The sequence below is a fragment of the Streptomyces griseosporeus genome, assembly GCF_014656055.1.
Classification (GTDB): domain Bacteria; phylum Actinomycetota; class Actinomycetes; order Streptomycetales; family Streptomycetaceae; genus Streptomyces; species Streptomyces griseosporeus.
Genome location: NZ_BNBR01000003.1, coordinates 117,484 through 138,761, shown reverse-complemented (window position 1 = coordinate 138,761; position 21,278 = coordinate 117,484). Strand labels below are relative to the sequence as shown.

Sequence of the window (21,278 nt, the reverse complement as noted above, 5' to 3'; positions counted from 1 at the left end):
CGTGCCGCCGGGATACCCTGGAGGGCGATTCGTTTCCCAGCCACCGACCCCGAGGACCGCGAGCGCCGTGTTCGACACTCTCTCCGATCGCCTGTCAGCGACCTTCAAGAACCTGCGCGGCAAGGGACGGCTCTCCGAGGCGGACATCGACGCCACGGCACGCGAGATCCGTATCGCCCTCCTTGAGGCGGACGTGGCGCTGCCCGTCGTGCGCACGTTCATCAAGAACGTCAAGGAGCGTGCGCTCGGGGCCGAGGTCTCCAAGGCGCTGAACCCCGCCCAGCAGGTGCTGAAGATCGTCAACGACGAGCTCGTCACCATCCTCGGCGGCGAGACCCGGCGTCTGCGCTTCGCCAAGCAGCCGCCGACCGTCATCATGCTGGCGGGTCTGCAGGGTGCCGGTAAGACCACCCTCGCGGGCAAGCTCGGCCGGTGGCTCAAGGAGCAGGGCCACTCCCCGCTGCTCGTCGCCTGTGACCTCCAGCGCCCGAACGCCGTCAACCAGCTGAGCGTCGTCGCCGAGCGCGCCGGCGTCGCGGTGTACGCGCCGGAGCCGGGCAACGGCGTCGGTGACCCGGTCAAGGTCGCCAAGGACTCCATCGACCACGCCAGGTCCAAGGTCCACGACATCGTCATCGTCGACACCGCCGGCCGTCTCGGCATCGACCAGGAGATGATGCAGCAGGCCGCGGACATCCGGGACGCGGTCCGCCCCGACGAGATCCTGTTCGTCGTCGACGCGATGATCGGTCAGGACGCCGTCAACACCGCGGAGGCCTTCCGCGATGGCGTCGGCTTCGACGGCGTGGTGCTCTCCAAGCTCGACGGCGACGCCCGCGGTGGTGCCGCCCTGTCGATCCGGCAGATCACCGGTAAGCCGATCATGTTCGCGTCGAACGGCGAGAAGCTCGACGACTTCGACGCCTTCCACCCGGACCGGATGGCCTCCCGCATCCTCGACATGGGTGACCTGCTCACCCTGATCGAGCAGGCGGAGAAGACCTTCAGCCAGGAAGAGGCCGCCAAGATGGCCTCCAAGCTGGCGTCCAAGAAGGGCCAGGACTTCACCCTCGACGACTTCCTGTCCCAGATGGAGCAGGTCCGCAAGATGGGCAGCATCAGCAAGCTGCTCGGCATGCTGCCCGGCATGGGCCAGATCAAGGACCAGATCCAGAACCTGGACGAGCGGGACGTCGACCGCACCGCCGCGATCATCAAGTCGATGACCCCGGCCGAGCGCCAGGACCCGACGATCATCAACGGCTCCCGCCGCGCCCGTATCGCCAAGGGTTCCGGTGTCGAGGTCAGCGCGGTGAAGAACCTCGTCGAGCGGTTCTTCGAGGCCCGCAAGATGATGTCCCGCATGGCCCAGGGCGGCGGTATGCCCGGCATGCCGGGGATCCCGGGCATGGGCGGCGGCCCCGGCCGTAGCAAGAAGCAGCCGAAGAAGGCCAAGGGCAAGCAGCGCTCCGGCAACCCGATGAAGCGCAAGCAGCAGGAGCAGGAGGAGGCCGCCCGGCGCGCGGCCGCCGCCCAGGGCGGTGCCTTCGGGCTGCCGCAGCAGGGCGGGCAGGAGTTCGAGCTGCCGGACGAGTTCAAGAAGTTCATGGGCTGACCGGCCCGACCGTCTCCGACGCCGGGGGCGCCCCTCTCCACGGGGGCGCCCCCGGCGTCGTTGCAGGGGCTGCCTCCGGCGTCGTACATCCGCATGCTGGTGCGGCATTCATGTCGTACCGTTCCGATATGACCAACGTCAGCAAGATCTACGCCAAGGGCGACGCGATCCAGGGGCAGCTGAAGAAGGAGCAGAAGAACCCTGACGGCGACGGCTCCTACACAAGTTCAAGACGGAACGGCCGACCTTCGCCGACGACGGGCTCTGGGCGGACCTGAAAAGCACAACGTGACCGTCACCGCCGAACCGGTCGTCCAGCACCGCAGCTTTCTGGCCAATCTGCTGATCTCGCTGGCGCCGATGCTGCTGCTGATCGCGGTGTGGGTGTTCATCGCGCGGCGGATGAGGGCCGGGCTGAGAAGTGCACCACCTTCGCCGACGTGGCCGGAATCGACGAGGTCGAGGGCGAGCTGAACGACGTCGTCGACTTCCTGGAGAACCCGGACGCCTACCGCCGCATGGGCGCGAAGATGCCGCGCGGCGTGCTGCCGGCGGGGCCGCCGGGCACCGGCAAGACGCTGCTGGCGCGGGCGGTGGCGGGGGAGGCGGGGGTGCCGTTCTTCTCGGCGTCGGCCTCCGAGTTCATCGAGATGATCGTCGGCGTGGGCGCCTCCCGGGTGCGGGAGCTGTTCGCGGAGGCCCGCAAGACGGCCCCGTCGATCATCTTCATCGACAAGATCGACACCATCGGCCGGGCCCGCGGCGGCGGCGCGAGCGATGGGGGTCCCCCCGGTCGAGCGAAGTCGAGACCGGGTCGTGCAGGTCTCGCCGCCCGACCGGGGCGGCCGCGAGGCCATCCTGAGGATCCACACCCGGCAGATCCCGCTCGCCGGGGACGTCGACCTCGCCCAGCCGGCGAAGACGACCCCGGGCATGACCGGCGCCGAACTGGCCAACCTCGCCAACGAGGCCGCGCTGCTCGCGGTCAAGCGGGGGCAGGACGAGGTCACGCAGGCCGACCTGTCCGACGCCCTGGAGAAGGTGCAGCTCGGCGCGGAGCGGGCGCTGGTGATGCCGCTGGAGGAGCGGCGCCGGACCGCCTACCACGAGAGCGGGCACGCCCTGCTCGGCATGCTCCAGCCGGGCGCCGACCCCGTCCGCAAGATCACCATCGTGCCCCGCGGGCGGGCGCTGGGCGTGACGCTGTCGACGCCGGACGCCGACAAGTACGCGTACACCGAGGAGTACCTGCGCGGCCGGATCATCGGCGCGCTCGGCGGCATGGCGGCCGAGCAGGTCGTCTTCGGCGTGGTGACGACCGGCGCGGAGAACGACCTGGAGCAGGTCACGAACATCGCCCGCGGCATGGTCGCCCGCTGGGGCATGAGCGAACGCGTCGGCCGCCTGTCGGCCCTGCCGAACGACGCCCAGCAGGCGTACGGCCTCGCCGCCGCGCCGCAGACCCTGGACGTGATCGACGGCGAGATGCGCCGCATCGTCGACGACTGCTACGAGGAGGCCTGCCGCAAGCTCACCGATCACCGCGGACAGCTTGACGCCCTCGCGGAGGCGCTGCTGGAGCGGGAGACCCTGGAGGAGGCCGACGCCTACCGCATCGCCGGCGTGACCCGCCTGACGAAGGACATCGAGGCCTGACCGCGCTGGAGACTACGGCACGCGCGCGATGAGGTACCGGAAGACGTTCGGCATCCACACCGTGCCGTCCGGCCGCTGGTGCGGGTGCAGGGCCTCGGTCAGCTCCTTCTCCACCTGCGCCTGGTCGGTGGCGACGATCGCCGCGTCGAACAGCCCGGTCGACAGCAGGCCGCGTACGGCGGCCCCGGTGCCGGGGTAGCCGAACGGGCAGGAGACCCGGCCGGAGCCGTCCGGCTTCAGGCCGGCCCGGTGGGCGACCTCCTCCAGGTCGTCGCGCAGGGCCGGGCGCCAGCCGGCGGCGGAGCGCAGCGGATCGGCCAGCCGGGTCGCCACCCGCAGCACCGAGGAGGTGGCGCACCGCTCCGGCGGGCCCCAGCCGGCCAGCACCACCGCGGCGCCGCGCCCGGCGAGCGGTATCGCCTCCGCGAGCAGCTCCGCGAGCCCTTCCGAGTCACCGGCCAGACACCCGATGGGCTCGAACGCGGTCACCAGGCCGTACGGCGTCGTGCGGGCGCCGGCGACGTCCCGCGGGGCGCCCTCGACGAGCCGCGCGCCGGTACGCGCGCGGGCGTCGGCCGTCTCAGGCAGCAGCCGCTCGCGGGCGAGGGCGAGCCGCTCGGGAGAGTGGCATTCGACGCCGGTGACCTCCGCGCCGCGCGAGGCCGCCATCAGCAGGGCCAGTCCCGAGCCGCAGCCCAGGCCCAGCAGCCGGGTGCCGGAGCCCACTTCGAGACGCTCGTAGACGGCCTCGTAGAGCGGAACCAGCATTCTCTCCTGGATCTCGGACCAGTCACGCGCGCGTGCACACAAGTCCACGCGGGGCGCGATGCCCGCGTGTGGAAGTGGCTGCCGCACGAGCGTAGGTGTCATAGGTACGCGCCCCAATCGCCGAGAGTTGCCGCTGTGCCCGTATGTGCGTGTCCATGGCCCCCCGTGCAGTGCGCTCGCACTTCCCCCGTATGCCAGGAAACTCCGCCTCCGCGCGGGCGTCCAGTGGAAGGGGCCCCCGGTTTGCCGGCCGGGCCCCCGAGTGGCGAGATTTCACATGCCGGCAACGTGGGCCCGTACCATCACGCCATGGCCAAGACACCCGTGCTCACACCGCGCGCCGAGGACTTCCCGCGCTGGTACCAGGATCTGATCAACAAGGCCGAGCTGGCCGACAACGGCCCGGTGCGCGGCACCATGGTGATCCGACCGTACGGGTACGGGCTGTGGGAGCGGATGCAGGCCGAGATGGACGCCCGGATCAAGGAGACGGGCACGCAGAACGCGTACTTCCCGCTGCTGATCCCGCAGTCCTATCTCACCAGGGAGGCCGACCACGTCGAGGGCTTCGCGCCCGAGCTGGCGGTCGTCACGCACGGCGGCGGCAAGGAGCTGGAGGAGCCGGCGGTGGTCCGCCCCACCTCCGAGATGATCATCAACGACTACTTCTCGAAGTGGGTGCAGAGCTACCGCGACCTGCCCCTGCTGATCAACCAGTGGGCCAACGTGGTCCGCTGGGAGCTGCGGCCCCGGCTGTTCCTGCGCACCAGCGAGTTCCTGTGGCAGGAGGGCCACACCGCGCACGCCACCTACGAGGAGGCGCGGGACTTCGCCGCGCACATCCACCGCCAGGTCTACGAGGACTTCATGCTGAACGTCCTCGCCATGGACGTCGTACCCGGCCGCAAGACCGTCAAGGAGCGGTTCGCCGGCGCCATCAACACCCTCACGCTGGAGGGCATGATGGGCGACGGCAAGGCCCTGCAGATGGCCACCAGCCACGAGCTGGGCCAGAACTTCGCCAAGGCCTTCAACACCTCCTACCTGTCCAAGGACGGCACGCAGGAGCTGGTCTGGCAGACCTCCTGGGGCTCGACGACCCGCATGATCGGCGCGCTGGTGATGATGCACGGCGACGACAACGGTCTGCGCGTCCCGCCGCGGCTCGCGCAGATCCAGGTCGTCGTCCTCGCCATCAAGGGCGACGAGACGGTTCTGGCCAAGGTCCGCGAGGTCGGCGACCGGCTGAAGGCCGCCGGGATCCGCGTCCACGTCGACGACCGCACCGACACCCCCTTCGGCCGCCGCGCCGTCGACTGGGAGCTCAAGGGCGTCCCGGTGCGCGTCGAGATCGGCCCGCGTGACCTGGAGAACGGCACCGGGATGCTGGCCCGGCGCATCCCCGGCGGCAAGGAGCCGGTGGCGCTGGACGCGCTGGCGGGCCTGCTCCCCGGGATCCTGGAGGAGGACCAGGCGCTGCTGCTCACCCAGTCCCGCGAGCGGCGCGAGTCCCGCACCAGCGACGTCACCTCGATCGAGGAGGCCGTCGAGGCCGCCACGGCCGGCGGCTGGGCGCGTATCCCGTGGTCCGTCCTCGGCGAGGAGGGCGAGAACAAGCTGGCCGACCACGCGGTGACCGTACGGTGTCTGGTCGCCGAGGACGGGTCGGTGCCGGACGACGGAGACGCACCGGGTAACGTCGCGATCGTCGCGCGCGCTTACTGAGACAGCGGCCTGTCGCGCGAGCGCGTCCGAAACGCCTCTTGCGCATCCGGCGTGTGCCGGTGTCCCGGCGCGTGGATTCCTCTACGCGCCGGGACGTACGTCAGACTACGTACCGGCTTGGCCTGACCTGTGCGGCTTCTCCGCAGATCAGCGCACCCGCCCTCGTCAGGACGCATCAGCGGCAACTGACGGGTACGTGCAAATTATTTGGGATGCCCCGGAATCGGAACACTGAGGCCCCCAGGCTCGTTGTCATTACGTGAGCACGACACAGACACCACCTGTACTCGCCGCAGAGCTGGCGCAGGCGTGGGCCGACATTCAGCGGCACCACCCCGAGCTGCCGGACCTTGCCGCACCCGAGTCCCTGATCGGGGAGTCGTCGTCCGCGTGCGGTCACGAGCTCTCCTTCGAGCGACTGCTCCATGAGGCAGTCCATGGCATCGCCGCCGCGCGCGGCGTGCGCGACACCTCCCGTGCGGGCCGCTACCACAACCGCAGGTTCCTCGCCATCGCCGAGGAGCTGGGCCTGGACCACCCGGACGAGCCGCACCCGAGCAGCGGTTTCTCCCTGGTCACGCTCAGCCCCGAGGCCAAGCGGCGCTACCGCCCGACCATCGAGCGCCTCCAGCGGGCGCTCAAGGCCCACTCGGCGGCCACCTCCGCCGAGACCACCCGGGCCTTCCGCGGCCCGGCCGCCCGGCACGGCTCCTCGGGCGGCGGCGTCCGGGTCAAGGCCGTCTGCGACTGCGGCCGCAACGTCCGCGTCGTGCCGTCGGTCCTGGCCCAGGCCCCGATCGTGTGCGGCGGCTGCGGCAAGCCGTTCCGGATCCCCGAGGTGGCCGGGGCGGCGTAACGGCGGACGGGCACCGGGTACCGGCATCTCGTGGCTGCCGGTGCGGCCCTCCGCCGGACGGTGCCGCGTGTGTCCGCGGGCACACGCGGCACCTCGTCATGCGTTCCTCGGTCACGTTCCCTTGTCATGCCTGCGACCCAACCCTCGGCCGGAAGGGCCCCGCGGGGTGTGGCACAATGGCTAGCTGTACTCGACAGCCGCACAGGACCCCTCTCTCCTCCGGCTGACGCGTCCATCGGGCACTCGGGTACCGCAACCCCACGCGGCGAACTCGCCGTGCCCAACCACGTCAATTCCAGGAGAACCCACTCCCGTGGCAGTCAAGATCAAGCTGAAGCGTCTGGGCAAGATCCGTTCGCCTCACTACCGCATCGTCGTCGCCGACTCCCGTACCCGCCGTGACGGCCGGGCCATCGAGGAGATCGGCAAGTACCAGCCGACGTACAACCCGTCGGTCATGGAGGTCGACTCCGAGCGGGTGGCGTACTGGCTCTCCGTCGGCGCTCAGCCGACCGAGCCGGTGCTCGCCATCCTGAAGAAGACCGGCGACTGGCAGAAGTTCAAGGGCGAGCCCGCCCCCGCGCCGCTGCTGCAGCCGGCCGAGAAGCCCGCGCGTCCGTCGTTCGAGGCCCTCGGCGGTGACGACGAGGCCAAGGGTGAGGCGATCACCCCGAAGAAGAAGGCTGAGAAGAAGGACGAGGCTGCCGCCGAGTCCGAGTCGACCGAGGCCTGAGCATGCTCGAGGAGGCTCTCGAGCACCTCGTGAAGGGCATCGTCGACAACCCTGACGATGTGCAGGTCGCCTCGCGCAACCTGCGTCGCGGACGTGTGCTGGAGGTCCGGGTCCACCCCGACGACCTCGGCAAGGTGATCGGTCGCAACGGCCGCACCGCACGCGCTCTGCGCACCGTCGTGGGCGCCATCGGCGGCCGCGGCGTCCGCGTCGACCTCGTCGACGTGGACCACGTCCGCTGACGCTTCGCACAGCACCGGCTCCGGGCCGGGGAGGGCCTTGGGGCCGTCCCCGGCCCGTAGTCGTATGACAGGAGAAGGAAAGTCGTGCAGCTGGTAGTCGCACGGATCGGCCGTGCCCACGGCATCAAGGGCGAGGTCACCGTCGAGGTACGTACCGACGAGCCCGAAGTGAGGCTCGCCCCCGGCGCGGTCCTGGCCACCGACCCGGCGTCCGCCGGACCCCTCACCATCGAGACCGGCCGCGTCCACAGCGGCCGTCTGCTGCTGCGGTTCGAGGGCGTCGCCGACCGCACCGCCGCCGAGGCGCTGCGCAACACCCTCCTCATCGCCGACGTCGACCCCGACGAGCTGCCCGAGGGTGAGGACGAGTACTACGACCACCAGCTCATCGACCTCGACGTGGTGCTCGCGGACGGCACGGAGGTCGGCCGGATCACCGAGATCTCGCACCTGCCCACGCAGGACCTGTTCATCGTCGAACGGCCCGACGGCACCGAGGTGATGATCCCGTTCGTCGAGGAGATCGTCACCGAGATCGACCTGGAGGAGCAGAAGGCCGTCATCGACCCGCCGCCCGGGCTGATCGACGACCGCGCGGAGATCGCCTCGGCGAGGGACGAGCAGGCATGAGGCTCGACGTCGTCACGATCTTCCCCGAGTACCTGGAACCGCTGAACGTCTCCCTCGTCGGCAAGGCACGCGCGCGTGGGCAGCTCGACGTGCACGTCCACGACCTGCGGCAGTGGACCTACGACCGGCACAACACCGTCGACGACACGCCCTACGGCGGCGGCCCCGGCATGGTGATGAAGACCGAGCCCTGGGGCGACGCCCTCGACTCCGTCCTCGCCGACGGCTACGAGAGCGGCGCCGGCACGCCCGCGCTCATCGTGCCGACGCCCAGTGGCCGGCCCTTCACCCAGGAACTCGCCGTCCAGCTCTCCGAGCGGCCCTGGCTGATCTTCACGCCCGCCCGCTACGAGGGCATCGACCGCCGTGTCATCGACGAGTACGCCACCCGGATGCCGGTCCACGAGGTGTCCATCGGCGACTACGTCCTCGCCGGCGGCGAAGCGGCCGTACTCGTCGTCACCGAGGCCGTGGCACGGCTGCTGCCCGGCGTCCTCGGCAACGCCGAGTCCCACCGGGACGACTCCTTCGCGCCCGGCGCGATGGCCAGCCTCCTGGAGGGCCCCGTCTACACCAAGCCGCCTGTCTGGCGCGGCCGGGACATCCCGGAGGTGCTGCTCAGCGGCCACCACGGGAAGATCGCCCGCTGGCGGCGCGACGAGGCGCTGCGCCGCACCACCCGCAACCGGCCCGACCTCATCGAGCGCTGCGAGCCCAAGGCCTTCGACAAGAAGGACCGCGAGATGCTCTCCATCCTGGGCTGGGAGTCCGATCCCGAGGGCGAGCCCTACGGCCGATTTTGGCGCAGGGCCGAGGGCGTGGAAGAATAGGCCGCTGCTGTCCGCCGTCCGGTGTGCGCCCCTGCCACAGGGGGAGACGACGCCCGCTCCGACGAGGACGGCACTTCCTCGAAAGCTCTAGATGCCGTTGATGACCTGTGGCATCAGCGAAGAAAGCAGACGAAATGTCTCACCTGCTCGACTCCGTCGACTCCGCGTCGCTCCGCAGCGACATCCCGGCCTTCCGCCCGGGTGACACGGTCAACGTCCACGTCCGCGTCATCGAGGGCAACCGCTCTCGTGTGCAGCAGTTCAAGGGCGTCGTGATCCGCCGCCAGGGTTCCGGCGTGCGCGAGACCTTCACGGTCCGCAAGGTCTCCTTCTCCGTCGGCGTCGAGCGCACCTTCCCGGTGCACACCCCGATCGTGGAGAAGATCGAGCTCGTCACCCGCGGTGACGTGCGCCGCGCCAAGCTGTACTACCTGCGCGAGCTGCGCGGCAAGGCGGCGAAGATCAAGGAGAAGCGCGAGAACTGATCTCGCGCGGGCGTGCACAGCGGGGCCGGATAGCATCTGGCCCCGATGGACACCGAAGCACAGCCGACGCAGCGCGACCGCTCCTCCCTCCCCGGCACCGGGGCGGCGGAGGGACGGTCGCGTTTCGCGTTGGTGGCCCGCCTCGCCGCGTGGCTGCCCGGCGGGCGGGTCACCCTCACCCTGCTGACCTGCCTGCTCTTCGCGCTGCTCCTCAACCTGGTGGTGGCGCGCCCGTTCGAGATCCCGTCCGGATCCATGGAGTCCGGATTGAGGATCGGGGACCGCGTTCTCGTAAATAAGTTGGCGTACCGTTTCGGTGCCGGTCCGCAGCGCGGAGACGTGGTTGTGTTCGACGGCACCGGGTATTTCGGGGACGCCGACTACATCAAGCGCGTTGTGGGTGTGGGGGGAGACCATGTGGTCTGCTGCGACAAGGAGGGGAGGATCACGGTGAACGGCCGGTCGGTCGACGAGTCCGCGTTCCTGTACCCCGGGGACGAGCCGTCCACGGTGCCCTTCGACGTCGTCGTGCCCGACGGCCGGCTCTTCGTGCTGGGCGACCACCGCAGCGCCTCCAGCGACTCCCGCGACCACCTGGGCTCGCCCGGCGGCGGCATGGTGCCGGTCGCCGATGTGGTCGGCCGCGCCGACTGGATCGTCTGGCCGGTCGGTCACGCGGGCCGGCTGCACCGCCCCGACGCGTACGCGCGCGTGCCCGCCGCGGACGGTGCGCATGGGTAACCGCGGCAAACCCCGCGGCGTCCCCGTCGACGCCGCCGACAACCTCCTGCCCACCGGCGCCCGGCGCACCGCCGCCCCGGGTGCCGGCCGCACCCGCGCGGAGCGGCGCAAGCTGCAGAAGAAGGTCAAGCGCCGGCGCCGGCGCAGCGCCGTGAAGGAGATACCGCTCCTCGTCGGTGTCGCGGTGCTGATAGCGCTCGTGCTGAAGACCTTCCTCGTCCAGGCGTTCGTGATCCCGTCCGGCTCCATGGAGCAGACGATCCGGATCGGCGACCGCGTCCTGGTCGACAAGTTCACCCCGTGGTTCGGCTCCAAGCCGCAGCGCGGGGACGTGGTGGTGTTCAAGGATCCCGGCGGCTGGCTGCAAGGCGAGCAGACCACCACCAAGAAGGACGACCCCGTCGTCGTCAAACAGGCCAAGGAGGCCCTCACCTTCATCGGCCTGCTGCCGTCCGACGACGAGAAGGACCTCATCAAGCGGGTCGTCGGCGTCGGCGGCGACCACGTCAAGTGCTGTGACGCGCAAGGGCGGGTCACCGTCAACGGCGTTCCCCTGACCGAGGACTACCTCTTCCCGGGCAACCGCCCCTCCGACACGCCGTTCGACATCACCGTGCCCAAGGGGCGGCTGTGGGTGATGGGCGACCACCGCGCCAACTCGGCGGACTCCCGCGCCCACCAGAACACCGACTACGGCGGTACGGTCTCGGAGGACGAGGTCGTCGGACGGGCCATGGTGATCGCCTGGCCGCTCGGCCACTGGAGCCGGCTGGAGGAGCCGAAAACATACGCTTCGGTGACCGACTCGGCCTCCGGGTCGACCGTGGCAAGCCCGCTGTCGCATAGGGTTGCCCCCGACGATGTGAACGAAGCGGTCCCTCTCCCGATCCCTGCGGAACTCCCGCTCGTTATGGGAGTGGTGGGCCTGCGCCGAGTACGGGGCAGGCGGCGGCAGAGAGTAAGGAGTTGGCGTGGGGGATGTGGCGGTTGGCGCACGGTCGGGACACGACGGCGAGGAGCACCGCGGACGCCCCGTGGAGTCGGCCGAGTCGGCCGCGGACAGCGCTTTGACCTCCGGGAGTGACGCGGGCGCGGCCGACGACGGCACTACACGGCGCGACCAGACCGGGGACCGGGGCGCGAAGGGCGCGGACGGGGCCGACGCACCGAAGAAGCCCCGCTCCTTCTGGAAGGAGCTGCCGATCCTGATCGGTATCGCGCTGGTCCTGGCGCTGCTGATCAAGACCTTCCTGGTGCAGGCGTTCTCGATTCCCTCCGAGTCGATGCAGAACAGCCTCCAGAAGGGGGACCGGGTCCTCGTCGACAAGCTCACCCCCTGGTTCGGCTCCAAGCCCGAGCGCGGCGAGGTCGTCGTCTTCCATGACCCGGACAACTGGCTGGCCGGCGAGCCCACACTCAAGCCGAACGCCCTGCAGAAGGTGCTCAGCTGGATCGGCCTGATGCCGTCCGCGGAGGAGAAGGACCTCATCAAGCGGGTCGTCGGCGTCGGCGGCGACACCGTCTCCTGCAAGGGGACCGGCCCGCTGAAGGTCAACGGCAAGGCGCTGAACGAGCCGTACGTCTACCCGGGCAACACGCCGTGCAGCGACGACGACGGCGGCCAGTTCACGGTGAAGGTCCCCAAGGGCTACATCTGGGTCATGGGCGACCACCGCCAGAACTCCCGGGACTCGCGCTACAACCAGCAGGACAAGAACCACGGCTTCGTCCCCGTCGACAAGGTCGTCGGCCGCGCCATCGTCAAGGCCTGGCCGATCAACCGCTGGGGCACGCTGCCCGTCCCGGACACCTTCGACCAGCCGGGCCTGGGCGACCAGTCGTCCGCCGCGACGTCCGCCGGCTCCCTGACGGCCGCCCCGGACGCGCTGGCGCTGGCCGGTGTGGTGCCGGTGGCGCTGTGGCGGCGCAGGCGGGCCGAGCAGGACTGACGCCCCCGGACCCGGCCGCTTCCCCAGGGCTTCTTCCCGGGGGCTGGGGATGGTCACTTCTTGACCTTCCGAGTCCGGCCGGTGGGTGGGCCCGGCTCGTACCGCCGGGTAGGGTGCGGGTCCATGAGCGGCGAGAGCACGATACGTACGGCGGAGACACGCGCCGGCGCCCCGGCGGGCGGCCGGCTCGGACACCGGCTGTCCGGCCTTGCGGTGGCCCTGGGGCTGGTGCTGTTCCTCGGCGGGTTCGTCTGGGGAGCGGTGGTCTACCGGCCCTACACCGTGCCGACCGGCTCGATGACCCCCACGATCGGTGTGGGCGACCGCGTGCTGGCACAGCGCGTCGACGGCGCCGATGTGCGCCGTGGTGACGTCGTCGTCTTCCAGGACAAGACCTGGGTGAGCAACGCGCCGGTGGTCAAGCGGGTCGTCGCCGTCGGCGGGGACACGGTCGCCTGCTGCACGGACGGCAAGCTCACCGTCAACGGCAAGGAGATCGACGAGCCGTACCTGCCCGCGGGCAGCCTCGCCGAGATCACCGACTTCCCCACCGTGAAGGTGCCCGAGGGCCGCCTGTTCCTGCTCGGTGACGAGCGGCGCGGCTCCCTGGACTCCACCGCCCACCTCACCGACGCCGCCAGCGGCACGGTGGCGCGCAGCGCGGTGTCGGCCCGGGTGGACGCCGTGGTGTGGCCGTGGGACGGCATGCTGAAGCGTCCGACGGGCTTCGAGACTCTCGGCCCGCTGTCGGAGCCCGGGCCGCTGCGCATGATCATGGGCGCCGTGATCGCCGGCGCGGTCCTCGTCCTCGGCGGCGGCGCCTACGGGCCGGTCGCCAAGCGGCTGGGCGGGCGCTCCCGCCCCGCGGCCCGCACGGCGGAGCCCGCCGGTGTCCGCTGAGGTGCGCGAGGAGCGGCCGCTGCGGAAGGTGGCCCGGGTGGTGCTGCTCGACCCGGACGACCGCATCCTGCTGCTGCACGGCCACGAGCCGGGCGATCCGGCCGACGACTGGTGGTTCACGCCGGGCGGCGGTGTGGAGGGCGACGAGACCCGTGAGGAGGCCGCCCTGCGGGAACTCGCCGAGGAGACGGGCATCACCGAGGTCGACCTCGGCCCGGTGCTGTGGCGGCGGCAGTGCTCGTTCCCGTTCGCGGGCCGCCGCTGGGACCAGGACGAGTGGTACTTCCTGGCCCGTACGACGACGACGGCGACCCGGGCCACGGCTCTGACGGAGCTGGAGCGGCGCAGCGTCGCCGGGGCGAGGTGGTGGACCTGTGCGGAACTGAGCGGAACGCATGAGACGGTGTATCCGACGAGACTCGCCGAGCTGTTGCGCAGTCTGCTCGACGAAGGTGCCCCCGCCGGGCCCGTGACCCTGGAGACGGAAATCGTCTAGAGGCTCAGGGGACTGGCGCACAATGGGGGGACCGCACGGCTGAAGGGGAACATGCCATGAGCGCCGAGGACCTCGAGAAGTACGAGACCGAGATGGAGCTGAAGCTCTACCGGGAGTACCGCGATGTCGTCGGTCTGTTCAAATACGTGATCGAGACCGAGCGGCGCTTCTACCTGACCAACGACTACGAGATGCAGGTGCACTCGGTCCAGGGCGAGGTGTTCTTCGAGGTGTCCATGGCGGACGCCTGGGTCTGGGACATGTACCGGCCGGCGCGCTTCGTGAAGCAGGTGCGGGTGCTCACGTTCAAGGACGTGAACATCGAGGAGCTGAACAAGAGCGATCTGGAGCTGCCGGGCAGCTGAGTCGTGTACCCGTGTGGGTGACGGAGTTTTCCACAACCGCCGGGTAACGCACCAAGATCCACTCGATGGCGGGGGATCGGTGACGGTTGGCACCGGAGGTGGTGCCGACATGAACACCCGACACATCCGTCACGCTCAGCAGACCCAGCAGACCCAGCAGACCCATCAGGCACGCAGCGCACTCGGCACATACGGCGAGACACTGGCCGCCCGGCGGCTCGCCGCGTCCGGAATGACGGTCCTGGCGCGCAACTGGCGCGCCGGCCGGTCCGGCGAGATCGACATCGTGGCCCGGGACGGCGACGTCCTGGTGGTGTGCGAGGTGAAGACCCGCAGGGGCGGCTCCTACGAGCACCCCATGGCAGCGGTGGGCCCGGAGAAGGCCCGGCGGCTCCAGGCCCTCGCCGAGCACTGGATCCACACCCACGGAGGAGCCCCGCCGGGCGGCGTCCGCATCGACCTGGTCGGCGTGGTCCTGCCCCGGCGCGGCGCGCCCGTCGTCGAGCACGTGCGGGGGGTGGCCTGAGATGGGCTTCGCACGCACGTGCTCCGTGGCCCTCGTCGGCGTCGAGGGCGTCGTCGTCGAAGTCCAGGCCGACCTCGAACCGGGCGTCGCGGCGTTCACCCTGGTGGGCCTCCCGGACAAGAGCCTGACCGAGAGCCGGGACCGGGTGCGGGCCGCGGTGGTCAATTCCGGCGGTGAATGGCCGCAGAAGAAACTCACCGTCGGGCTCAGCCCGGCGTCGGTGCCCAAGGCGGGCAGCGGCTTCGACCTGGCCGTGGCCTGCGCGGTGCTCGGCGCGGCGGAACGGATCGACCCGCGCGTGCTCGCCGACATCGTGATGATCGGCGAGCTGGGCCTGGACGGACGGGTCAGGCCGGTGCGCGGCATCCTGCCGGCCGTACTGGCCGCGGCCGACGCCGGGTACGAACAGGTGGTCGTGCCCGAGTGCGCGGCCGCCGAGGCGTCCCTGGTGCCGGGGGTGTCGGTGCTCGGCGTGCGCAGCCTGCGCCAGCTGATCGCCGTCCTGACCGACGAGCCCGTGCCCGAGGAGGAACCCGACGAGCTGGGCCGCCCGGATCCGCTGCTGGCCGGGCTGCGGGTGCCCGGCACGGGCGCGGCCACCGGCATGCACAGCCTCGGCGCCGCCCAGCAGGACCAGGGCCACGACCTGGCCGACGTCGTCGGACAGATCTCGGCGCGCACGGCGGTCGAGGTGGCCGCCGCGGGCGGACACCATCTCTTCCTCGAAGGCCCGCCCGGGGCCGGCAAGACCATGCTCGCCGAGCGGCTGCCCGCCGTGCTGCCCCGGCTCACCCGGGCCGAGTCCCTGGAGGTCACGGCGGTGCACTCGGTGGCCGGGCTGCTGCCACCGGGCAAACCGCTGATCGACGTGGCCCCGTACTGCGCCCCGCACCACTCGGCCACCATGCAGGCCCTCGTCGGCGGCGGCCCGAACATCGCGCGGCCCGGCGCCGTGTCCCTCGCACATCGAGGCGTGCTCTTTTTGGACGAAACTCCAGAATTCAGCGGCCAGGCCCTCGACGCCCTGCGCCAGCCCCTGGAATCCGGGCACGTGGTGATCGCCCGCAGCGCGGGGGTGGTGCGCTTCCCGGCGAAGTTCCTGATGGTCCTCGCCGCCAACCCCTGCCCCTGCGGACGCTTCTCCCAGCGCGACACCCTGTGCGACTGCCCGCCCTCGGCGATCCGGCGCTACCAGGCGAGGATCTCCGGCCCGTTGCTCGACCGCGTCGACCTGCGCGTCGAGGTGGAACCGGTGGGCCGCGCCGAACTCGCCCGGCGCGGCCCCGGGGGCGAGTCCACGGCGATCGTCGCCGCCCGGGTACGGGCCGCCCGGGAGCGCGCCGCGGCACGGCTCGCGGGCACCCCGTGGCTGACCAACAGCGAGGTGCCGGGCCGTGAGCTGCGCACCCGCTGGCACGCCGAGCCCGGCGCGATGGACGAGGCCGAGCGCAACCTCGAACGCGGCGTGCTGACGGCGCGTGGCCTCGATCGGGTGCTGCGGGTGGCCTGGACCGTCGCCGACCTCGTCGGCCACGACCGGCCCGACGCGACGGACGTCGCCCTGGCCCTGCAACTGCGCACCGGCGTGCCGCGCGGCGTCCCCATGGCCATCGGAGCGCTGACATGAGCCGCGCCTCGGACCCGGACGACGAGGAACTGCTGGCCAGGGTCTTCCTCACCCGGGTCGTCGAACCCGGCGACGAGACCGGCGGGCGGTGGGTGCGGGAGCTGGGGGCACGGGAAGTGGTCCGGCGACTGCGGGGGCAGGGGACCGCGCTGCCGGGCGTCAGCGGGCAGCGGTGGGACGGCCTGCTGGCCCGGGCCACGCGGGCCGAACCCCGCCGTGACCTGGACATCGCGCGCCGGGCCGGTGTGCGGTTCGTCGCGCCGGGCGACCCCGAGTGGCCGGGGCAGCTCGACGACCTGGGCGACGCCCGGCCGCTCGGGCTGTGGGTGCGCGGGCGGCCCAGCCTGCGGATGTGGGCGCTGAGATCCGTCGCCGTCGTCGGCGCCCGCGCCTGCACCGAGTACGGCGCCCACATGGCCGCCACCCTCGCCGCCGGCCTCGCCGAACGCGGCTGGGTCGTGGTCTCCGGCGGCGCCTACGGCATCGACGGCGCCGCCCATCGCGGCGCCCTCGGCGCGGGCGGCGCCACCGTCGCCGTCCTGGCCTGCGGCGTCGACCGGCCCTACCCCCGCGGCCACACCGAGCTGATCAACAGGATCGCGGAACAGGGCCTCGTGATCGGGGAGTTGCCGCCTGGCGACCATCCGACGCCCAGCCGGTTCGTGCAGCGCAACCGGGTGATCGCGGCGCTCACCGCGGGAACCGTCGTCGTCGAGGCCGCCCACCGCAGCGGCTCGCTCGTCACCGCCCGGGCCGCCCAGCGCCTCGGCCGGCACACCATGGGCGTGCCGGGCCCCGCCACCAGCGCACGCTCGGCCGGGGTGCACGAATTGCTGCGCGGGGAGGCGGTCCTCGTCACCGACGCCGCGGAAGTCGTCGAACTGGTCGGCGACATGGGCGAGCTGGCCCCGGCCAGACGCGGCCCCGTCCTCCCGCGTGACCTGCTGGAACCCGGTGCCCGGCGGGTCCTGGCCGCCCTGCCCGGCCGGCGCGCGGCCGGGGCGCAGGAGATCGCGCGCGGCGCGCAGACCACGCCGGAGGACGCGCTCGCGAGACTGTACGAACTACGAGCACTTGGTTACGTCGAACGGCTCGGCGACGGCTGGAAGTTGACACGCCAGGCGATCGTCTCCGTCCGGGGCGACGCAAGCCCGTGCTGACGCAGCGTGTTCGGCCGTCCGGGGGAACGCCTACCGCCTTGGGAATTCAGGCAGTTGACCCTCCATCACGTCACGCAGAGCGACCGTCGCGGACCGGCGGGAAAATCAGCGGAACGTATCTGCGTAAGGATCGAGGCTCGCTCTTCGCGCACCGCGACAGTCCAGTCACGCTACGCTCACGAGGATTCCGACACACATCGGCCGACAGACCTGCAACTCGACACAGACCGACAGCTACACCCACCCACCCCCGACCCGACCTGATTCACGGCAGAACGGCACAAGGCGACGAATGCCCCAGCACACCTCCGGCTCCGACCGGGCGGCGGTCCCGCCGGCCGCCCGCGACGGTGGCAGCGTGCGGCCGCCCGCTCCCTCCACGCTCGAAGAGCTCTGGCGGTCGTACAAGGCGACGGGTGACGAGCGGCTGCGGGAGCAGCTGATCCTGCACTACTCGCCCCTCGTGAAGTACGTGGCGGGCCGGGTGAGCGTGGGGCTGCCGCCCAACGTCGAGCAGGCCGACTTCGTCTCCTCCGGCGTCTTCGGGCTGATCGACGCGATCGAGAAGTTCGACATCGACCGGGAGATCAAGTTCGAGACCTACGCGATCACCCGGATCCGCGGCGCGATGATCGACGAGCTGCGGGCGCTGGACTGGATCCCGAGGTCGGTACGGCAGAAGGCGCGCAACGTGGAGCGCGCCTACGCCACGCTGGAGGCGCGGCTGCGGCGCACCCCGACCGAGCAGGAGGTCGCCGCCGAACTCGGCATCCGCGTGGACGAACTGCACGCCGTGTTCAGCCAGTTGTCGTTGGCCAACGTCGTCGCCCTGGAGGAGCTGCTGCACGTCGGCAGCGAGGGCGGCGACGGCCTCAGCTTCATGGACACGCTGGAGGACACCGCCGCCGACAACCCGGTCGAGGTCGCCGAGGACCGGGAGCTGCGCAGGTTCCTGGCGCGGGCGATCAACACGCTGCCCGAGCGCGAGAAGACCGTGGTCACGCTCTACTACTACGAGGGCCTGACGCTCGCCGAGATCGGCAACGTCCTCGGTGTCACCGAGAGCCGGGTCAGCCAGATCCACACCAAGTCGGTCCTGCAGCTGCGGGCGAAGCTGGCCGGGTTCGGGCGCTGACACCGCGGTCACTCCCGCACCACGGTCACTGCCGCCGCGCGGGGCGCGTCCGTAAAGTGGTGACGTGCCAAGGATTCGAGCGGCCTCCGTGGCCGAGCACCGGTCGATGCAGCGAGCCGCCCTGCTGGACGCGGCCCGGTCGTTGCTGTCCGAGGGCGGGACGGAGGCCCTGACCTTCCCCGCGCTCGCCGAGCGGACGGGGCTGGCGCGGTCCTCCGTCTACGAGTACTTCCGGTCACGGGCCGCCGTGGTCGAGGAGCTGTGCGAGGTCGACTTTCCCGTGTGGGCGGCGGAGGTCGGCGCGGCGATGGCCGCGGTCGACTCTGCCGAGGGGAAGGTCGAGGCCTATGTTCGCAAGCAGCTGGAGCTGGTCGGGGACCGGCGGCACCGGGCCGTGGTCGCGATCTCCGCGAGCGAGCTGGACGCGGGCGCCCGGGAGAAGATCCGGGCGGCGCACGGCGGTCTGGTCGCGATGATCGTCGAGGCGCTGGCGGACCTGGGCCACCGGGAGCCCCGGCTCGCGGCGATGCTGCTGCAAGGGGTCGTGGACGCGGCCGTGCGGCGGCTGGAGCTGGGCGCGGCGGAGGAACCCGGCGTGATCGCCGAGGCGGCGGTGGCGATGGCGCTGCGGGGCGTGCGCGGCTGAGGCCGGCTGACCGCCGTACCGGAAGGCGCTGCGTCAGCACCAACGGCCGAGCCGTGTGGAGCGGTGTCAGCACCGGCGGGCGAGCTGGGCCGAAGCCGATGCCCGGGCTGCGTCCAGTACCGGAGCCCGAGCCGCGTCGAGCCGTGTCAGCGCCGGCGGCCGAGCCGGGTCGAGCGGTGTCAGCACCGGCGCCCGAGCCGGGTCGGCGTCGGCGGCCGGGCTACGTCAGTACCGGGAGCAGCCTCGACGGTGACCGGCGCAGGAGTGCCGGGGGCAGTAGCGAGAGAGGGTCGAGATAGGCCTCGCCTCTGCGCAGGCCCCAGTGGAGGCAGCCGGCCGGGCAGTGCGTGCCCGTCGCCTCCACCGTGCCGACCACCTCGCCCGCCGCGACCTCGTCGCCCTTGTCCACCGACGCCCGCACCGGCTCGTACGTCGTGCGCAGCTCCGTGCCCGACAGTTCGATCGACACCACGCCCTTTCCGGCCACCCGGCCCGCGAACGTCACCCGGCCCGCCGCCACCGCCCGTACGGGGGATCCCGGCGCGGCCGCCAGGTCCACACCGCGGTGCCCGCGGCCGTACGGCGTCAGCGGCGGGTCCCAACCGCGGACGACCGCCGGGCGCACGCCGACCGGCCAGAATCGCGCCAGGGCCGGGACAGGCGGCTGGGATGGGACGGGCTCCTTGGCCGGGACGGGCTCCTGGGCCGGGACGGGCTCCTTCGCCGGGACGGGTCCCTCTTCCGGTGCAGCCGGCGCGGGCGGGGTCGTCGGCTCACGGGCCGGTCCGGCGCCGTACACCGGCGGCCCGGCTTCCGCCCAGGCCAGCGGGGACACGGCCGCCAGTACCAGGAGCAGGGCCACAGCCGGCCACAGCACGGCCCGCACACTTCGCTTCTCTCGCATGCGCACCACCGTCCCGCACACCGGTCGATCATGGCCGGGACCTGTGGACGACCGGCCGGTTGTGGACAGCGGCGTCACCCGGCGCCCCGCGGGTCCCGTACACTTCTTCTGGCGACCCGGGCCACCGGGTCGACTTCGCACGCCCCGGTACGGCCACCGGCAACGGGTCCGTATCCGCGCCTCTCGGTCCTTCGTGGCTCGGCGCACCGCGGGCGTCAGGCGCGACGGCCGGCCGGCGGTCGCGGCACAACCGAGAAATTCAAGGAGAAACGGCCATGGCCGTCGTCACGATGCGGGAGCTGCTGGAGAGCGGCGTCCACTTCGGTCACCAGACCCGTCGCTGGAACCCGAAGATGAAGCGCTTCATCTTCACCGAGCGCAACGGCATCTACATCATCGACCTGCTCCAGTCGCTGTCGTACATCGACCGCGCCTACGAGTTCGTCAAGGAGACCGTCGCCCACGGCGGCACGGTCATGTTCGTCGGCACGAAGAAGCAGGCGCAGGAGGCCATCGCCGAGCAGGCCACCCGCGTCGGCATGCCCTACGTCAACCAGCGCTGGCTGGGCGGCATGCTCACCAACTTCTCGACCGTCTACAAGCGTCTGCAGCGCCTGAAGGAGCTGGAGCAGATCGACTTCGAGGACGTCGCGTCCTCCGGTCTGACCAAGAAGGAGCTGCTGGTCCTCTCCCGCGAGAAGGCCAAGCTGGAGAAGACCCTCGGCGGTATCCGCGAGATGCAGAAGGTGCCGAGCGCCGTCTGGATCGTGGACACCAAGAAGGAGCACATCGCGGTCGGTGAGGCCCGGAAGCTCAACATCCCGGTCGTCGCCATCCTCGACACCAACTGCGACCCCGACGAGGTCGACTACAAGATCCCGGGCAACGACGACGCGATCCGCTCCGTCACCCTGCTCACCCGTGTGATCGCCGACGCCGTCGCCGAGGGCCTCATCGCCCGCTCCGGCGTCGCCGCCGGTGACAAGGGCGAGAAGGCCGCGGGCGAGCCGCTCGCCGAGTGGGAGCGCGACCTGCTCGAGGGCGAGAAGAAGGCCGAGGAGGCCCCGGCCGCCGCCGAGGCGCCCGCCGCCGAGGCTCCGGCCGCCGAGGCCCCCGCTGCCGAGGCGCCCGCCGCCGAGGCTCCGGCCGCCGAGGGCGAGCAGGCCTGACCGCAGGCGTCAGCCGTAGACGGCGGGGGCGGTGACATCACGTCCGCCCCCGCCGTTCACCCGTAGGTCAGCGGCAGGACACCGGCCTCCGTCCACATGGAGGCCGTACCCCGCAGATCT

22 protein-coding genes and 1 pseudogene are annotated in these 21,278 nt (G+C 71.5%); 21 read left to right on the top strand and 2 right to left on the bottom strand.

From position 1 onward, the window contains the following. Positions 1–67: 67 nt before the first annotated feature. Together ffh and IE308_RS15360 are read left to right on the top strand one after the other, a co-directional pair. Positions 68–1,615: a signal recognition particle protein gene (ffh, locus tag IE308_RS15365; protein WP_110631113.1), complete on the top strand. Its 1,548-nt coding sequence runs from the start codon at positions 68–70 to the stop codon at positions 1,613–1,615. Next, positions 1,612–3,271: pseudogene (locus IE308_RS15360) on the top strand (ATP-dependent metallopeptidase FtsH/Yme1/Tma family protein). The gene ffh and the pseudogene IE308_RS15360 overlap by 4 nt, the downstream one beginning before the upstream one ends. A gap of 12 nt (positions 3,272–3,283) precedes the next feature. Here the strand turns inward: IE308_RS15360 and IE308_RS15355 are convergent. After that, positions 3,284–4,141 carry an SAM-dependent methyltransferase gene (locus IE308_RS15355; protein WP_190218398.1) on the bottom strand — a complete coding sequence of 286 codons (858 nt, stop codon included), beginning with the start codon at positions 4,139–4,141 and terminating at the stop codon, positions 3,284–3,286. A 207-nt stretch (positions 4,142–4,348) separates the two neighbouring features. Here IE308_RS15355 and proS point away from each other — a divergent pair, with 207 nt between their 5' ends. The 18 genes from proS (at position 4,349) to IE308_RS15265 (ending at position 19,085) form a co-directional block, all read left to right on the top strand. Continuing rightward, the gene (gene proS, locus IE308_RS15350) at positions 4,349–5,764 is read left to right on the top strand and encodes a proline--tRNA ligase (RefSeq protein WP_190218397.1); all 1,416 of its coding nucleotides are present in this window, start codon (positions 4,349–4,351) and stop codon (positions 5,762–5,764) included. A 259-nt stretch (positions 5,765–6,023) separates the two neighbouring features. After that, positions 6,024–6,620, top strand: coding sequence for a hypothetical protein (locus IE308_RS15345; RefSeq protein ID WP_110631123.1), 597 nt, complete (start codon positions 6,024–6,026; stop codon positions 6,618–6,620). Between the two features lie 313 nt (positions 6,621–6,933). Further along, a complete protein-coding gene (gene rpsP / locus IE308_RS15340; protein ID WP_110631126.1) occupies positions 6,934–7,353 on the top strand; it encodes a 30S ribosomal protein S16 in 420 nt (139 codons plus the stop codon). Between the two features lie 2 nt (positions 7,354–7,355). After that, complete coding sequence (locus tag IE308_RS15335) at positions 7,356–7,595, top strand: RNA-binding protein (RefSeq protein ID WP_003973401.1); 240 nt, start codon at positions 7,356–7,358, stop codon at positions 7,593–7,595. 84 nt (positions 7,596–7,679) lie between these two features. After that, positions 7,680–8,225: a ribosome maturation factor RimM gene (rimM, locus tag IE308_RS15330; RefSeq protein ID WP_190218396.1), complete on the top strand. Its 546-nt coding sequence runs from the start codon at positions 7,680–7,682 to the stop codon at positions 8,223–8,225. After that, on the top strand, positions 8,222–9,055 hold the full coding sequence (gene trmD / locus IE308_RS15325) for a tRNA (guanosine(37)-N1)-methyltransferase TrmD (RefSeq protein WP_190218395.1): 834 nt from the start codon (positions 8,222–8,224) through the stop codon (positions 9,053–9,055). The genes rimM and trmD overlap by 4 nt, the downstream gene beginning before the upstream one ends. 134 nt (positions 9,056–9,189) lie before the next feature. Then, positions 9,190–9,540, top strand: coding sequence for a 50S ribosomal protein L19 (rplS, locus tag IE308_RS15320; protein ID WP_043504413.1), 351 nt, complete (start codon positions 9,190–9,192; stop codon positions 9,538–9,540). 45 nt (positions 9,541–9,585) lie between these two features. Further along, positions 9,586–10,281 carry a signal peptidase I gene (lepB, locus tag IE308_RS15315; protein WP_190218394.1) on the top strand — a complete coding sequence of 232 codons (696 nt, stop codon included), beginning with the start codon at positions 9,586–9,588 and terminating at the stop codon, positions 10,279–10,281. Further along, a complete protein-coding gene (gene lepB, locus IE308_RS15310; RefSeq protein WP_190218393.1) occupies positions 10,274–11,365 on the top strand; it encodes a signal peptidase I in 1,092 nt (363 codons plus the stop codon). The genes lepB (IE308_RS15315) and lepB (IE308_RS15310) overlap by 8 nt, the downstream gene beginning before the upstream one ends. Beyond that, the gene (gene lepB / locus IE308_RS15305) at positions 11,253–12,230 is read left to right on the top strand and encodes a signal peptidase I (RefSeq protein WP_190218392.1); all 978 of its coding nucleotides are present in this window, start codon (positions 11,253–11,255) and stop codon (positions 12,228–12,230) included. Before lepB (IE308_RS15310) ends, lepB (IE308_RS15305) begins: the two co-directional genes overlap by 113 nt. A 123-nt stretch (positions 12,231–12,353) precedes the next feature. Continuing rightward, the gene (gene lepB, locus IE308_RS15300) at positions 12,354–13,130 is read left to right on the top strand and encodes a signal peptidase I (RefSeq protein WP_190218391.1); all 777 of its coding nucleotides are present in this window, start codon (positions 12,354–12,356) and stop codon (positions 13,128–13,130) included. Beyond that, complete coding sequence (locus IE308_RS15295) at positions 13,120–13,626, top strand: NUDIX hydrolase (protein WP_110631146.1); 507 nt, start codon at positions 13,120–13,122, stop codon at positions 13,624–13,626. Before lepB (IE308_RS15300) ends, IE308_RS15295 begins: the two co-directional genes overlap by 11 nt. Positions 13,627–13,682: 56 nt before the next feature. After that, on the top strand, positions 13,683–13,991 hold the full coding sequence (locus IE308_RS15290; protein ID WP_005311352.1) for a DUF2469 domain-containing protein: 309 nt from the start codon (positions 13,683–13,685) through the stop codon (positions 13,989–13,991). A gap of 109 nt (positions 13,992–14,100) precedes the next feature. Further along, positions 14,101–14,517, top strand: a complete 417-nt coding sequence (locus IE308_RS15285; RefSeq protein ID WP_190218390.1) for a YraN family protein — start codon at positions 14,101–14,103, stop codon at positions 14,515–14,517. A gap of 1 nt (position 14,518) precedes the next feature. After that, a complete protein-coding gene (locus IE308_RS15280) occupies positions 14,519–16,144 on the top strand; it encodes a YifB family Mg chelatase-like AAA ATPase (protein ID WP_190218389.1) in 1,626 nt (541 codons plus the stop codon). Next, positions 16,141–17,304 carry a DNA-processing protein DprA gene (gene dprA / locus IE308_RS15275; RefSeq protein WP_190218388.1) on the top strand — a complete coding sequence of 388 codons (1,164 nt, stop codon included), beginning with the start codon at positions 16,141–16,143 and terminating at the stop codon, positions 17,302–17,304. The genes IE308_RS15280 and dprA overlap by 4 nt, the downstream gene beginning before the upstream one ends. A gap of 292 nt (positions 17,305–17,596) precedes the next feature. Continuing rightward, on the top strand, positions 17,597–18,439 hold the full coding sequence (whiG, locus tag IE308_RS15270; RefSeq protein WP_190218387.1) for an RNA polymerase sigma factor WhiG: 843 nt from the start codon (positions 17,597–17,599) through the stop codon (positions 18,437–18,439). An 88-nt stretch (positions 18,440–18,527) separates the two neighbouring features. Then, positions 18,528–19,085 carry a TetR/AcrR family transcriptional regulator gene (locus IE308_RS15265; protein ID WP_110631161.1) on the top strand — a complete coding sequence of 186 codons (558 nt, stop codon included), beginning with the start codon at positions 18,528–18,530 and terminating at the stop codon, positions 19,083–19,085. A gap of 220 nt (positions 19,086–19,305) precedes the next feature. Here IE308_RS15265 and IE308_RS15260 read toward each other — a convergent pair whose 3' ends face one another. Next, on the bottom strand, positions 19,306–19,989 hold the full coding sequence (locus IE308_RS15260; RefSeq protein ID WP_229908897.1) for a murein hydrolase activator EnvC family protein: 684 nt from the start codon (positions 19,987–19,989) through the stop codon (positions 19,306–19,308). 275 nt (positions 19,990–20,264) lie between these two features. On the opposite strand from IE308_RS15260, the gene rpsB reads away from it, so the two are divergent. After that, positions 20,265–21,158, top strand: a complete 894-nt coding sequence (gene rpsB / locus IE308_RS15255; protein ID WP_190218386.1) for a 30S ribosomal protein S2 — start codon at positions 20,265–20,267, stop codon at positions 21,156–21,158. The last annotated feature ends 120 nt before the right edge of the window (positions 21,159–21,278 follow it).